Source organism: Lentilactobacillus kefiri (genome assembly GCF_009739535.1).
Taxonomy (GTDB): domain Bacteria; phylum Bacillota; class Bacilli; order Lactobacillales; family Lactobacillaceae; genus Lentilactobacillus; species Lentilactobacillus kefiri.
The window spans coordinates 107,414-122,677 of the sequence record NZ_CP029971.1 but is presented as its reverse complement, the minus strand read 5'-3'; the positions used below and the strand labels follow the sequence as shown (position 1 = coordinate 122,677).

The window sequence follows — 15,264 nt, the reverse complement described above, 5'->3', positions numbered from 1 at the left end:
AAGAGATATGATGGTTTCCAAACATTTATCAGCATGTACAACAGTTCTTGTAGGTAAGAAAGCTTCAATCGACGGTTCAACAATGATCGCCAGAAATGACGATACATTCTTGCCGTTAACTCCTCAACGATTCTACGTTGAACCAGCCGTTAATGATCAAAAAGGCGAATGGGCTTCAAACCAAAATGGTTTCAAGGCACCACTCCCAAAGAAAGCTTATCGTTATTCATTAACACCCAACGTCGAGGTTGATAAGGAAGGCGTCTATGCTGAAAGTGGTTTTAACGAAAAGAACGTTGCGATGAGTGCCACTGAAAGTGTTTATGGCAATGAACGGGCTCTTGCCTTTGATCCATTGGTTGAAGACGGATTAGCAGAAGATTCTTTGCAATCAATGGTTTTACCATACATTGACTCAGCTCGTGATGGGGTTAAATACCTCGGCGCACTGATCAAAAAATATGGCTCACCTGAAGGTAACGGTGTGTTATTCAGTGATAACAATGAAGTTTGGTACATGGAAATTGTGACTGGTCATCACTGGGTTGCTCAACGAATTCCTGATAATGCTTATGCCATTGCTGCCAACCAGGTTGCGATTCAACAAGTTGATTTTGATGATCCGGATAACTTTATGTATTCTGATGGAATTCAGAAATTCGTTGAAAAGTATCACTTAAATACTGATAAGAAGGGCTTTAACTTCCGTCATATTTTTGGAACCGATAACGAAAAAGACCGTCACTATAACACCCCACGTGTTTGGTTCGGTCAAAAGTATCTGAATCCAGAAATCGAACAGTCACCAACTTCTTCCGACCTGCCATTCATCTGCCATACTGACCATAAGATCAGTGTCGAAGATGTTGAGTATATTTTGAGCTCACATTACAACGAAACCCCTTATGATCCATTTAGCAGAGGTCACGAAGATACCAAGACTTTGTTCCGTCCAATTTCAATGAATCGGACCCAAAACTCACATGTTTTGCAGATTCGAAATGACGTTAAGAACAATAGCAATGCGATCATGTGGTTATGCTTCGGTGTACCGGCATTTTCACCATACGTTCCGTTCTTTGCCAACGCAACCGATACTGATGATACTTATTCCAAGACACCGGTCCATTGCGATGATGTCAGTGCATACTGGATGTATCGAAAGCTTTCAATGCTGGTTGAATCACATTATTCTGAATTTATTCAAGACGATGTTGATTTCTTAACCGACGCCAAAGAAAAGTTGCGTCGTCACGTTCAAAACACGATTGATGAGAGCAAAGGTTTGAAAGGTGACGAATTGACAAGCTATCTCACTGAACAAAACCATGAAGTTGTTAAAATGATGCGGCTTGCCACTGAGCACTTCAGTCATCAATTGATTGAAAAGGGACTGACATTGTCCAAGCTGACATTTAATATGGATAAGAACCTGTAGAAGTTAATGAGATGCTGAAGGATTGACGCATCCTAATGCAGTTTCTGATCAAATGAAACAAAATTAAAAAGTGGCTGGAATCCAATATAAGGATTCCAGCCACTTTTTAATTCATTTATTCATCAACACGGACATATTCATTAAAGATGATTGATTGATCAGCCAACTCGTACCAGATCAATCCCTGATCATCCACAATCCGGGCTTTGATAGAAATCCGGCTGCCGTTTTCAAGAGCTCCGACACTGTTTCCGTAGGGTTCGTCGAATACTTCGACTGACCGTCCGGGTACAAAGTCAATTGTTCCAAACAACATCACGGGGTTTCTGGATGTTTTGGTAATTGGGGGAATCAGATGGTTGGTTGGCGGATCACTAGGCTCGAGTTCAGCATTTTTGATCCACTCGAAGCCGCCAATGTTTAACCAGCTCTGATTGTCGGTGGTATCGATCCGGGCAAAAATTTGGGTGATGACATTTGCCGGCAAACCGGTCTTCAAAACTTTCCCATTCGGTTCGTTAAATACTTTGTGGGCGGCTTTTAGTCGAACATAATATTCAACCCGCTGGACCGTTTTCCAATCAACCCGGCGATAATAAAAAATAACCCCGTGAGTTCGTTCATCAAAATAGCCATACGTTTGGCCAGTGTTATTGATCACCCGATAGTCGTTGATGGCTTCGGCGTGAATATCATAGGCTTTACCAAGCTTATCGGAGATGATTTTAACGCGGTGAAGGACTTTTCCGGTATCAATATCCAGGTAATAGATTAGAACCGGCAGGCCTTCCTTTAAAGCGTATTTTAAAGTCACTTGTTGATCGAAGTCTTCGAAATAACTGGAGAAGTCCTCGATTGAAACCAAATAATACTTTTTAAAACTTGGCAGCTGAATTGATACCCGTTGACCGCTGCATCCGTTAAGAATGTCAGGTTCTTTGATTGGCTGGCCATCTTCATCAACATAAAAGAAGGTGACGTTTGAATTCAGTGCCGGAGCAGGTTCAGTGGGGGCTGAATCGATGGGTTCGGCATCAATCACCACATCCGGTTTTTCGATTTGTTCGTCCCGTTCGTCATTATTTGACTCACTGGCCATTTCAGAAGTCTGGTCATTTTCCGGTTCAGCCTCACGCATATGCCAACGCTTTCGTTGATGGTAGTCTCGACGCCGGTTTCGTCTCGTTGCATGCGCAGGCGATTGTGGTGACACAAACGTATTTAATTTTTGTTTCAGCCAATCCACAAACTTCATCGATTTATACTCCCATCTAGAATCTTCTAATAAAAATTATAGCATAAAGCGCATGGGCTCAAGCCAAATTCCGCTTAATTTATATTTCCTTATGTATTACAAAACGACCAAGGATCGAAATCCCTGGTCGTTTTGGTTAATGATTATTTGTCTGAATCTTTTTTATCAGGTTTTGTGTCGGTTGAAGGTTTTGCTTTTGCCTTCGCTTCGTTCTTGATAACGATGTTACCTTTACTATCGACATCGGCTGTCAATGTTGCAGCAGTTTCGTGATCCAAATAGTAGTCGGCAATTTTATCTTCGATTTGTTCTTGAATCACTCTTCGAAGTGGACGGGCACCCATTGCAGGGTTGTAACCCAAATCAACTAATTTGGCTTTTGCTCTATCAGTGACGTTGATTTGCAATCCTTGTTGTTTGAGCATCCCGTTGACGTCATCAATCATCAGAGAAACAATCTTCATCAAATTGTCCTTTGAAAGTGAATGGAACTCAACGATATCGTCAAAACGGTTCAACAGCTCAGGCTTGAAGTAATCAGTCAATTTATCAATAATTGAATGAGTCTTTCCGCTTGCAGCTGCACCAAAACCAACGTTGGCTTCGGCATTACCCTGACCGGCGTTACTAGTCATGATAATAATGGTATCCTTAAATGAAACTGTTCGTCCCTGACTATCGGTCAAACGACCATCGTCAAGAATCTGCAGGAACATATGAAGAACATCAGGATGAGCCTTTTCAACTTCATCAAGCAAAATCAATGAGTATGGGTGGCGACGAACTTGTTCAGTTAACTGACCAGCTTCTTCGTACCCAACATAGCCAGGAGGCGAACCGATCAGCTTAGCCACTGAATGTGGCTCCATGTACTCAGACATGTCAAACCGAATCATGGCATCCTTTGAACCAAACAGTTCATAAGCTAGCTGCTTGGCCATTTCTGTTTTACCAACACCAGTAGGGCCGACAAACAGGAATGAACCGATTGGACGGCCGGTTCCGTTGAAACCAACCCGGTTACGACGGATTGCCCGAGCAACCCTTTCGACAGCTTCATTTTGACCGATAACGTGTTTTTCAAGGTTAGGGGCCAAATTACGAAGTTGTTGTTGTTCCTTGGTCTGTAATTCGCCAACTGGAATTTCAGTCTTCTCTTCAACAATCTTTTCCATATCTTTGGCAGTTACCTTTGGGGTATCTGCTGAATCAACGGTGTCGTTTGTCTTGGCTTTTTCAAGCTTGGTAACCTGATCACGGTAGTAGGCGGCTTTTTCATAATCTTCACTCTTAAGAGCGGCCTGCTTTTGCTTTTCAGCGTTTTGAATTTTTTCATCAACCGTATGAGGATCAACGGCATTGATGGTCAAATTCTTTCGTGAACCGGCTTCATCAAGTAAATCGATGGCTTTATCAGGAAGGAAACGATCCTGAATATAACGGTCAGACAGCTTAACGGCTGCTTGAATGGCGTCATCGGTGTACTTAACGTGGTGATAATCTTCGTAACGTTTTTGAATACCCTTTAAAATCTTAACGGCTTCTTCTGGACTTGGTTCATCAACCGTAACGGGTTGTAAACGACGAGCCAGAGCTGAATCCTTTTCGATATCACGGTATTCTTTTAATGTGGTAGCACCGATCAGTTGGAATTCTCCACGAGCCAATGCTGGTTTGAGAACATTTCCGGCATCCATGCCGCCTTCAGCGTTTCCGGCACCAACAATTTCATGAATTTCATCAATGAATAGGATGATGTCTGGATTGTCTTGGACTTCTTTGATTAATTGCTGCATTCTTTGTTCAAATTGACCACGGATTCCTGTTCCTTGAACAAGTGAAACCACGTCAAGACGGATAATCTGTTTATTTTGAAGTTTGGAAGGAACGTTGCCCGAAACAATTTCTTGGGCTAAACCTTCAACAACAGCAGTTTTACCAACACCGGCTTCCCCAATTAAAACGGGGTTGTTCTTTGTCCGGCGGTTCAGAATTTCAATGACACGTTGAATTTCATTGTCACGACCAATGACAGGGTCAACTTTGCCATCTCTGGCGAGTTGAGTCAGGTTAATTCCGTATTGACCAAGAAGGGAATTGCCTCCTTGACCGCCTGTCCGAGGTCTGTTGGGACCGCCATTGTTTGGTCCCATTGGTTGGGTTGGTGGCACTTGTTGACCATTGGTAGGGTCAACGTTTCCGCCTTGCATAGCACGTAAAATGTCATCCAATCCACCAAAACCGAATGGATCTTGAGCCATATTTTGAGCACCTCCTGTATTACGTTGTTTATTGGATAGGAGTTGATAGCAATTTTGGCAAAGGTTAATGGTTTGCTTTTGCCCATTCACATTCGTGTATAAGTGAATCGTTGCTGGGTTCTTATGGCAATTTTGACATAGCATTAATTGCTTTCCTCCTTTAATATAGAAATAAAAGGACAAGGAGAATCTAAAGTTACTGACCAACTTTGACCTTTGATTTAAATTATACAACATGATTATTTGTAATCAAGTAATTGAACTTCAGTGAATTTGAGAGGAGATGAGTGTTATCGCAGAAGAAAAGATTGATTATGCCCAACTATTGGAAAAGCTTGAATCCGGTGAGATTGACAAGCTTGAAGTCAAGCCTGAAACCTTTATGCAGTTTCAAACAGCGTACATGAATTTTGACCATCGAAAGCGGGTAATCGGTTCAGCAACCGAGGGTGGTTTAATTACTTATGTCTATGAGCATGACGATAAGAAAAAAACTTCTTAAAAACCCTGTAAGCGGTTAAGTTTAAACTTGTATTTTCGCCTATATATTGCTATTCTTAATTAAGTAAAGAACTAATTTACATTTTGAGCAACATCATCAAATTTTATAATCTTATCAGAGGAGATTGATTAATAATGGAAAAACGTCAATACAATATCATTGCAGAAACAGGAATTCATGCACGTCCAGCAACACTGTTGGTTCAAACAGCAAGCAAGTTTAACTCAGACATTACACTTGAGTATCAAGAAAAGTCAGTTAACTTGAAGTCAATTATGGGAGTTATGTCTCTTGGTGTTGGCCAAAGTGCTGCAGTCACAATTACTGCAGATGGCGATGACGAAAAAGAAGCAATTGATGCAATTAGTGAAACAATGAAAGCAGAAGGACTGACTGAATAATTTCATGAAAGAGTTTAAGGGGATTGCCGCAAGTGATGGCGTTGCCATTGCATCTGCATTTCGGTTAACTGAACCTGATCTTAGCTTCAAGAAGCGGAGCATTACGAATGCCTCTGATGAAATTAAGCGGCTTTATGCGGCTATTGATGTCTCAAAAGACGAGCTTTTAACAATTCAACAAAGAACCCTCGAAGACCTCGGCAGCAATGAAGCTGGGGTCTTTAAAGCTCATGTAACGATTTTATCTGATCCCGAGATGCTTAATCGGGTTAAATCCACCATTGAAAAAGAAAAGGTAAACGCCGAGTATGCAATGAACAAAGTCTCCGACGGGTACATCAAAATCTTCAATTCAATGACAGATAACGAGTACATTCGGCAGCGTTCAACTGATATTCGTGATGTTACCAAGCGGGTATTAAGTCATTTGCTGGGGGTTCCCTTAGTTGATCCCGCTCTAATTCATCATAAAGTCATTATTATTGCTCACGATTTGACTCCCAGCAACACTGCCCAGTTTGTTCCAACGTACGTTAAGGGCATTGTCTCTGATATGGGAGGCCGGACTTCTCATTCGGCAATTATGTCACGATCTTTGGAGATTCCGGCAGTCGTTGGTTTCAAAGGCGATCTTTCCGAAATCAAAAATGGTGACACAGTCATTGTGGATGGGTCAACCGGTAATATCATTGTAAATCCGACTGAAGCTCAAAAGGATGAGTTTACCCAAAAGCAGGTTGATTATCGTAAGAGAAGAAGTCAGCTGGCCAATTTCAAGAATGAAACAACCAGTTCTTCCGATGGTAAGCATCCAATTATCGCTGCCAACATTGGGACTTTAGACGATCTTGACGGCGCAATTGAAAATGGTGCTGAAGGAATCGGTTTATTTAGAACTGAGTTTTTATATATGGATTCCAACCATCTGCCAACTGAAGACGAACAATTCAATGTTTACAAAACTGTTTTAGAGAAGATGGACCACAAGCCGGTGATTATTCGAACGGCCGATATTGGTGGCGACAAGGATCTGCCTTATTTGGATGTTCCTAAGGAGGCTAATCCATTTTTGGGTTACCGTGCCATTAGGATGAGTCTGGACAAACCTGAGATCTTTAGAACTCAATTACGGGCGTTATTAAGGGCATCGGCTTTTGGCAACCTGTCAATCATGTTTCCAATGATTACCACGATTAATGAGTTGAAAAAGGCCAAGAGCATCCTTGACCAGGAACGAATCAAATTGATTCGTGAAAAAGTTCGGGTTAAACCCATTAGAATTGGGATTATGGTTGAAGTTCCGGCTGCTGCCATATTGGCGGATCAATTTGCCAATGAAGTTGACTTCATGAGTATTGGGACCAATGATTTGATCCAGTACATCATGGCAGCCGATCGCGGCAACCGCATGGTTTCATATCTATACCAACCATATAACCCAGCGGTTTTACGGTTGGTAAAACACATCATTGATGCCTGCCATGATAACAATTTACCCGCATACATGTGTGGGGAAATGGCTGGCGATCAAATGGCCATTCCGATTTTGGTCGGAATGGGGTTGAATGAATTTTCAATGAGTGCTTCGTCAATCCTCAAATCAAGAGCGTTGATTAAACACCTTGATTCCAGAGAGATGGTTACGTTGGCTAATAAAGCCGTTACCATGGCCAGCACCACTGAAGAAGTTACTGCATTTATTCACCAAGCCACTAACAGTCAACAATAGATTTATAAATAACTTAAAGAACAAGCTGCTAAGGGCGTTAGACCGTCTATTACCGGCTTGTTCTTTTTATTTTGGCGGTTTGCAATACCAGAACTAAACAAATATAATTACAATGATTGTGGGACTACGTGTCCACACGGTTTAGCAACGTGATTGTGCATTTAAAATCGCGGGAAAACCGATTTTGGTAGAAAGGGTGTCAGCCGTGAATATCGGAATTTTTACAGATACATATTTTCCACAGGTAAGCGGTGTTGCAACCTCGATTAAAACACTTAAAAACGAGCTTGAACGTCAGGGCAACCAAGTCTATATTTTTACCACCACCGACCCCCATGTTGATAAGGATACTTATGAACGAAATATTTTCCGCTTCTCAAGTATTCCCTTCATTTCATTTACGGACCGTCGGATTGCTGTTCGGGGCCTGTTTCAAGCTTATGAAATTGCAAAAGAACTCAATCTTGATATCGTTCATACCCAAACTGAATTTTCGATGGGGATGATTGGTAAGTTTGTAGCTAAGAATTTGAACATTCCCTGCATCCATACCTATCACACGATGTATGAGGATTATTTGCATTATGTCGCTAATGGTAAGCTTCTCAAGCCGGTTCATGTGAAAGAGGGAACCTTGGCATTTTGTTATCACTTGTCCGGAGTAATTGCTCCAAGCGATCGAGTGCTGGATAAGCTCACGGATTACGGTGTTAAAAGTGAAATGCGGATTATCCCAACCGGAATTGATATTAATATGTACGCCAAAGAAATTAAGACTGATATTCGAAAAGAGTATCATATTCCAAAAGATACACCGTTGATGCTTTCAATCAGCCGATTGGCGTATGAGAAAAACATCTCTGAAATCATTGATTATTTACCGAAAATACTGGACGAAATTCCCAATGCCATCTTGATGATTGTTGGGGATGGTCCCGCCAAAGATGATTTAATGAGTCAAGTTCACGCATTGCAGTTGGATGATCACGTTATTTTCACTGGAGAAGTTGAAAATGACCACGTCAATGCATTTTATCGGGCATGTGACGTCTTTGTATCGACCTCCAAGTCCGAGTCACAAGGACTCACATATATTGAAGCCATGGCAGCCGGGCTTCCGGTCGTTGTTTCGGCAAGTGATTATACGAACAGCTTACTGAGCTCGGAAACGCTTGGTCAGACTTTTGATCAAGATGATGACTTTGTGGGGATCGTTGCCCATTACCTGAAACACGAAGTGAATACCCAAACACCAAAAGCCAAACAGATCTTACAGAAAAAGCTAACCGCTATTTCTGCAGAAACATTTGGCAATCGGGTAATTGATTTTTATCGTTCGGTCGTCGTTGCCCAAGAACTGCAGGACGATGCAACAACCAACATCGAGTAGAATTTTCCATAAGGAGTTTGTATGTTAAAGATTAATATGTTCTCAACAGCAGACAAGGTAAAAGGTCAGGGAGTCGGCAGTGCATATTTAGAGCTGGTCAGGATGTTGAAAGAACATTTTCCCAATGACTTTATCATTAAAATTAATAGTTATGCCCCTGCGGATATTAGCCATTACCATACGATCAATCCCAGCTTTTATCTTTCAACATTTTCCAAGAAGCGCGGTCGAAAAATCGGGTACGTCCATTTCATTCCTGAAACTTTGGAGGGCAGTCTCAAAATCCCTCAACCATTCAAATCAATCTTTTACAGGTATGTGATTGCTTTTTACAAACGGATGGACCATATCGTTGTGGTTAATCCATCGTTTATTCCAAAGCTCGAACGTTATGGAATTCCTAAAGAGCGAATTACCTATATTCCAAACTTTGTCAGCAAGGATGAATTCTATGATGTTGATGACCGGACAAAACGGACTTTGCGCATCAAGCACGGATACGATCCGGATCGGTTTACCGTTCTTGGCAGCGGACAAATCCAAACGCGAAAGGGCGTCTTGGATTTCGTCAAACTGGCAAAGCAAAACCCTGATGTTCAATTTATCTGGACGGGTGGCTTCTCATTTGGAAAAATTACCGAAGGCTATGCTGATCTGGAAAAGATCGTTAAGGATCCTCCCAGTAATTTAGCATTCCCGGGAATTATTGACCGTTCAAAAATGGTTCAATATTACAATATGGCTGACTTGTTTTTACTGCCATCCTTTAATGAGTTGTTTCCAATGTCTGTCCTGGAGGCATTTTCAACCAACACCCCAGTCATGCTGCGGGATTTGGACCTCTACAAATCTATCATTAACGGGTATTATCTTGCAGCTGCCGACGAAGGTGTGATGAATGATCAACTTCATGAGCTCCTTTTGAACCCTGACAAATTGGCAGATTTAAAGAAGCAGACCACGATTGCCAGTGAGCGTTATTCTGAAGACCATCTGGCAAAGGTTTGGTATGATTTTTATAATCAACAGTCCAAGGAAGGTTAATAATGTCACGAAATAATAAAATTACCCTCTTAGCGATGGTGATCATTGGGATTGCAATTATTGCATACTCAATGCGGGACGTTAAACTAAGCGTGTTAATCCATGACTTGTTTACTTTAAATCCCTGGTGGATCTTAGTCGCTTTCTTCTGTATTTGTGCATACTTATTGATCGAAGGAGTCATTACCAAGGTATTGGTCTCCAATAGAGTTGAACATTTTACTTTTAAAGATGCGATTCGTGTGCCGCTGGTAGAGCAATTGTTTAACGGGATCACACCATTTTCATCCGGTGGCCAGCCCGGTCAATTAATCGTCATGCTCCAGACTGGGGTTGATGGCGGTCGTGCCAGCTCGGCTTTATTGATGAAATTTGTGGTTTATCAGGCCATGATTGTGGTCAATTTTTTTATTAGTTTAATCATTGGATTTCATTTTGTTGCCAGTAAATTACATTTTCTGGCATTGTTTGTCATCTTTGGCTTTTTGATTCACTTCTTCGTTATCGTTGGGCTATTGATGATTATGTATTGGCCTTCTTTTACAAAAAAGTTGGCCACATTGCTTTTTCATCCTGTAAAATGGTTTGTAAAGGACGAAAAGTTCTATTCAATGCGCGAAACGATGTATTCGAAGATTGACAATCTTTTTGAAGAGAGTGTCAGGATCGGTCGACAGCCTAAGTTGTTGTTAAAGGTTGTTGCCCTTACATTCTTCCAACTTTTATTTTATTACTTAATTCCATACTTCATTATGCTGTCCTTGGGATATACCGGTGTGAATGTGATTATGGTTACCAGTTTACATATCATGATCGTTATGATTATTTCACTGTTCCCAATTCCTGGTGGTTCCGGTGGAGCTGAGTTTAGCTTTGAATCACTGTTTCACAGTTTTATTTCAAGCAACAGTAAATTAGTATTGGCAATGATTATTTGGAGAATTTTAACGTATTACTTTGGAATGGCTGCTGGGGCCGGTGCTTTATTAATCAAACCAGATAAAGTTGATGATTCCGATAATCGGATCAAGTAAACGACTATTGGAAAAATTTGGAGGAACAGGAATGTTAACGGATAAGAAATATCGTTTTTCAAATCTTATAAACACAAGAATTGGCTTTTTCTTGCTGATTGTCATTTTGTTTTGTATTAAGACTTACATTGCATATCAGACCAAATTTACTTTGGGTGTCAAAGGAGGTATGCAGGAATTCCTTTTGGCGATCAATCCAATTCCGGCCGCACTTCTGACTTTTGGAATTGCGCTTTATTTCAGTGGCCGATTGTCATATTGGCTGATGATGATTATCGATACCCTGGAGAGTATCTGGGCATTTGCTAACATTGTCTATTACCGTGAGTTCTCCGATTTCCTATCTTTGGGGATCATCAAGGGAAGTGGCAATGTTCAAAATAACCTTGGTAAGAGTTTAGCTGAGATCATTCATTTTAGTGACTTCTTCATTTTCCTGGATATTGTGATTCTGGTTATTTTGTTGGCATTTCATATTATCAAAATTGATGCCGAGCCCTTTAAGAAACGTTATGCGCTATTGATTACGGCTATTTCGTTTCTCTTGATGGGCGGTGAGTACGGCCTGGCCAACATGGATCGCTCGGGATTGTTAACCAGAACGTTTGATAATAATTATATTGTTAAATATCTTGGCCTTAATGAATATGCGGCATTTAATATCTATCAGACTCAAAAAGAGTCGGCCACTCAGTCAAAGGCCAAAGCCAGCGATATGGATAGTATTTTGAAATACCTTGATCATAGTCGTGCCAAAGCCAATCCGGTTTATTTTGGCAAGACAAAGGGTGAGAATGTCTTTATTATTCATCTAGAGAGTTTCCAGCAATTTTTGATTGATTATAAAGTCGACGGGCGAGAAGTCACCCCTCATTTGAATGCATTCTTCCATAACCGCCACACCATTGGTTTCGATAATTTCTATCATCAGGTGGCCCAAGGGAAAACGTCTGATGCCGAAATGATGCTTGAAAATTCACTTTATGGATTACCACAGGGCTCCGCAATGGTCACATATGGTGCTCAAAATACTTATCAGGCGGCACCGGCTATCTTGGATCAACGCGGATATACAACTGCCGCTTTCCATGGGGATGTTCCAAGCTTTTGGAACCGTGACAGTACTTATAAGTCATGGGGATACGATTATTTCTTCAGTTCCGAATACTATAAGACCAAGCCGTCATATAGTGTCGGCTACGGATTAAAAGACAAGATATTTTTCAAGGACGCAGCCAACTATATTCAGCAGTTGCCGCAGCCATTCTATGCAAAGCTCATTACTTTAACCAACCATTATCCATATTTGCTGGATAAGCAAAACACTGATTTCCCTGCCACAAAGACAGGGGACCAAACTGTTGATCCTTATGTGCAAACTGCCCATTATCTCGACCAGGCATTTGCTGAATTTATGAATTATCTTAAACGTACCGGGTTGAGCAAAAATAGTATGATCGTGGTTTATGGTGATCACTATGGTATTTCCAACAACCATCGACCTGCGATTGCCCAACTACTTCATAAAAAGTCCATTAACAACTATGATCTTGCTCAATTCCAGAAGGTTCCGTTTATGATTCATTCGCCTCGTCTTAAAGGTGGCGTTAACCATACTTATGGTGGTGAGATTGACGTATTGCCAACGATTCTTCATCTGCTAGGGGACAAGAACAACAATACGATTCAGTTTGGAACTGATTTATTATCCAAACAGCATGACCAAAGAGTTGCGTTTAGAGATGGTGACTTTGTCACGCCAGAATATACCAAGGCAGGTGGCGATGTTTACTTGACCAAGACAGGGAAGCAAATTAAGCCAAACGCCAAACAGAAACGTCAGCTTGCAAGTATTCAAAACCACGTCACGACTGAACTGTCGTTGTCTGATCGGGTCATTTGGGGTGACTTGTTGCGATTCTATACCCCTAAAGGCTTTAAGAAAGTTAATCGGAAAGACTTTACTTATCAATACACGAAAGCCCTCGATAATTTGAAGAAAGCCCAGAAGGAAAAACCAACCAGCATCGAAGCTAAGAACGATGGTAAGTCAACAATGAACTTGTACAAGACCGATGCACCAGAACTGAAATAGACATTTATGTACTGAGCAGGACTCCGTTGAGTCCTGCTTTTTATTTACCTTGATGCTAATCCAAATGTACCAATTGAAACCTCGCGGCCAAAAAATGAAACTAATTTGAAATCAACTATTGACGGATCACCGAAAATTCGGTATATTTATATATGCTGATTTGAACGAGTGACACAACGAAACGTTTCGTTAAAGAAAAAGTTTTTGTTGACTCTGGTTGATCAGCGTGGTACTATTAAATAGTTGTCGCGAGAGAGGAATTACTTCTTCCGACAACGATGTAGGCCTTTGAAAACTGAACAAAATTTTCGACAAACAAATGTGCAGGGCGCTTCGATCTTTTGATCGAGGCCAAACATTTGCGAAGTCAATTCGTAATAACAAATAATAAATTTAAATCATGAGCTATAACAGGCTTATCATTTTAAAACATTTTAAGATGAGAGTTTGATCCTGGCTCAGGACGAACGCTGGCGGCGTGCCTAATACATGCAAGTCGAACGCGTTTCCGTTATTGATTTTAGGTGCTTGCATTTGAATGATTTAACATGAAACGAGTGGCGAACTGGTGAGTAACACGTGGGTAACCTGCCCTTGAAGTAGGGGATAACACTTGGAAACAGGTGCTAATACCGTATAACAACCAAAACCACATGGTTTTGGTTTAAAAGATGGCTTCGGCTATCACTTTAGGATGGACCCGCGGCGTATTAGCTTGTTGGTAAGGTAATGGCCTACCAAGGCAATGATACGTAGCCGACCTGAGAGGGTAATCGGCCACATTGGGACTGAGACACGGCCCAAACTCCTACGGGAGGCAGCAGTAGGGAATCTTCCACAATGGACGAAAGTCTGATGGAGCAACGCCGCGTGAGTGATGAAGGGTTTCGGCTCGTAAAACTCTGTTGTTGGAGAAGAACAGGTGTCAGAGTAACTGTTGACATCTTGACGGTATCCAACCAGAAAGCCACGGCTAACTACGTGCCAGCAGCCGCGGTAATACGTAGGTGGCAAGCGTTGTCCGGATTTATTGGGCGTAAAGCGAGCGCAGGCGGTTTCTTAGGTCTGATGTGAAAGCCTTCGGCTTAACCGGAGAAGTGCATCGGAAACCAGGAGACTTGAGTGCAGAAGAGGACAGTGGAACTCCATGTGTAGCGGTGAAATGCGTAGATATATGGAAGAACACCAGTGGCGAAGGCGGCTGTCTGGTCTGTAACTGACGCTGAGGCTCGAAAGCATGGGTAGCGAACAGGATTAGATACCCTGGTAGTCCATGCCGTAAACGATGAGTGCTAAGTGTTGGAGGGTTTCCGCCCTTCAGTGCTGCAGCTAACGCATTAAGCACTCCGCCTGGGGAGTACGACCGCAAGGTTGAAACTCAAAGGAATTGACGGGGGCCCGCACAAGCGGTGGAGCATGTGGTTTAATTCGATGCTACGCGAAGAACCTTACCAGGTCTTGACATCTTCTGCCAACCTAAGAGATTAGGCGTTCCCTTCGGGGACAGAATGACAGGTGGTGCATGGTTGTCGTCAGCTCGTGTCGTGAGATGTTGGGTTAAGTCCCGCAACGAGCGCAACCCTTATTGTTAGTTGCCAGCATTCAGTTGGGCACTCTAGCAAGACTGCCGGTGACAAACCGGAGGAAGGTGGGGATGACGTCAAATCATCATGCCCCTTATGACCTGGGCTACACACGTGCTACAATGGACGGTACAACGAGTCGCGAAACCGCGAGGTCAAGCTAATCTCTTAAAGCCGTTCTCAGTTCGGATTGCAGGCTGCAACTCGCCTGCATGAAGTTGGAATCGCTAGTAATCGTGGATCAGCATGCCACGGTGAATACGTTCCCGGGCCTTGTACACACCGCCCGTCACACCATGAGAGTTTGTAACACCCAAAGCCGGTGAGGTAACCTTCGGGGACCAGCCGTCTAAGGTGGGACAGATGATTAGGGTGAAGTCGTAACAAGGTAGCCGTAGGAGAACCTGCGGCTGGATCACCTCCTTTCTAAGGAAAAACGGAATCCTGCACATTGTCGAAAGTTTTGTTTAGTTTTGAGAGGTCTACTCTCAATTCGTTCTTTGAAAACTAGATAATATTAATTTTCTGTAAT

The 15,264-nt window shown here is 42.1% G+C and carries 10 protein-coding genes and 1 rRNA gene; 9 read left to right on the top strand and 2 right to left on the bottom strand.

The features are described 5' to 3' along the window. Nucleotides 1–7 precede the first annotated feature (7 nt). Complete coding sequence (locus tag DNL43_RS00605) at nucleotides 8–1,438, top strand: C69 family dipeptidase (RefSeq protein WP_056983163.1); 1,431 nt, start codon at nucleotides 8–10, stop codon at nucleotides 1,436–1,438. A 115-nt stretch (nucleotides 1,439–1,553) separates the two neighbouring features. On the opposite strand, the gene DNL43_RS00600 is transcribed toward DNL43_RS00605, so the two are convergent. Continuing rightward, a complete protein-coding gene (locus DNL43_RS00600; protein ID WP_056983161.1) occupies nucleotides 1,554–2,693 on the bottom strand; it encodes a MucBP domain-containing protein in 1,140 nt (379 codons plus the stop codon). Between the two features lie 143 nt (nucleotides 2,694–2,836). Continuing rightward, entirely contained in the window at nucleotides 2,837–5,098 is a 2,262-nt protein-coding gene (locus tag DNL43_RS00595; RefSeq protein WP_156644961.1) for an ATP-dependent Clp protease ATP-binding subunit, read from the bottom strand. A 148-nt stretch (nucleotides 5,099–5,246) separates the two neighbouring features. Here DNL43_RS00595 and DNL43_RS00590 point away from each other — a divergent pair, with 148 nt between their 5' ends. From DNL43_RS00590 to DNL43_RS00555, 8 genes are all read left to right on the top strand, one after another. Next, complete coding sequence (locus DNL43_RS00590) at nucleotides 5,247–5,456, top strand: hypothetical protein (RefSeq protein ID WP_082619769.1); 210 nt, start codon at nucleotides 5,247–5,249, stop codon at nucleotides 5,454–5,456. A 134-nt stretch (nucleotides 5,457–5,590) separates the two neighbouring features. Then, complete coding sequence (locus tag DNL43_RS00585) at nucleotides 5,591–5,857, top strand: phosphocarrier protein HPr (RefSeq protein WP_054769440.1); 267 nt, start codon at nucleotides 5,591–5,593, stop codon at nucleotides 5,855–5,857. Nucleotides 5,858–5,861: 4 nt separating this feature from the next. Continuing rightward, complete coding sequence (gene ptsP, locus DNL43_RS00580; protein ID WP_056983154.1) at nucleotides 5,862–7,586, top strand: phosphoenolpyruvate--protein phosphotransferase; 1,725 nt, start codon at nucleotides 5,862–5,864, stop codon at nucleotides 7,584–7,586. A 205-nt stretch (nucleotides 7,587–7,791) separates the two neighbouring features. Next, the gene (locus DNL43_RS00575) at nucleotides 7,792–8,976 is read left to right on the top strand and encodes a glycosyltransferase family 4 protein (protein WP_054769439.1); all 1,185 of its coding nucleotides are present in this window, start codon (nucleotides 7,792–7,794) and stop codon (nucleotides 8,974–8,976) included. A 21-nt stretch (nucleotides 8,977–8,997) separates the two neighbouring features. Continuing rightward, the gene (locus DNL43_RS00570) at nucleotides 8,998–10,020 is read left to right on the top strand and encodes a glycosyltransferase family 4 protein (RefSeq protein WP_054769438.1); all 1,023 of its coding nucleotides are present in this window, start codon (nucleotides 8,998–9,000) and stop codon (nucleotides 10,018–10,020) included. Between the two features lie 2 nt (nucleotides 10,021–10,022). Further along, entirely contained in the window at nucleotides 10,023–11,054 is a 1,032-nt protein-coding gene (locus tag DNL43_RS00565; RefSeq protein ID WP_056983152.1) for a lysylphosphatidylglycerol synthase transmembrane domain-containing protein, read from the top strand. 31 nt (nucleotides 11,055–11,085) lie between these two features. Then, nucleotides 11,086–13,149, top strand: coding sequence for an LTA synthase family protein (locus DNL43_RS00560; RefSeq protein ID WP_056983150.1), 2,064 nt, complete (start codon nucleotides 11,086–11,088; stop codon nucleotides 13,147–13,149). A 435-nt stretch (nucleotides 13,150–13,584) separates the two neighbouring features. Further along, nucleotides 13,585–15,158: ribosomal RNA gene (locus DNL43_RS00555) — 16S ribosomal RNA — on the top strand. The last annotated feature ends 106 nt before the right edge of the window (nucleotides 15,159–15,264 follow it).

What these genes read in the sequence shown, in the direction of transcription:
- DNL43_RS00605 (WP_056983163.1), top strand. Translation starts at nt 8, where the DNA reads ATGATGGTTTCCAAACATTTATCAGCATGTACAACAGTTCTTGTAGGT.
- DNL43_RS00600 (WP_056983161.1), bottom strand. Translation starts at nt 2,693, where the DNA reads ATGAAGTTTGTGGATTGGCTGAAACAAAAATTAAATACGTTTGTGTCA.
- DNL43_RS00595 (WP_156644961.1), bottom strand. Translation starts at nt 5,098, where the DNA reads ATGCTATGTCAAAATTGCCATAAGAACCCAGCAACGATTCACTTATAC.
- DNL43_RS00585 (WP_054769440.1), top strand. Translation starts at nt 5,591, where the DNA reads ATGGAAAAACGTCAATACAATATCATTGCAGAAACAGGAATTCATGCA.
- ptsP (WP_056983154.1), top strand. Translation starts at nt 5,862, where the DNA reads ATGAAAGAGTTTAAGGGGATTGCCGCAAGTGATGGCGTTGCCATTGCA.
- DNL43_RS00570 (WP_054769438.1), top strand. Translation starts at nt 8,998, where the DNA reads ATGTTAAAGATTAATATGTTCTCAACAGCAGACAAGGTAAAAGGTCAG.
- DNL43_RS00565 (WP_056983152.1), top strand. Translation starts at nt 10,023, where the DNA reads ATGTCACGAAATAATAAAATTACCCTCTTAGCGATGGTGATCATTGGG.
- DNL43_RS00560 (WP_056983150.1), top strand. Translation starts at nt 11,086, where the DNA reads ATGTTAACGGATAAGAAATATCGTTTTTCAAATCTTATAAACACAAGA.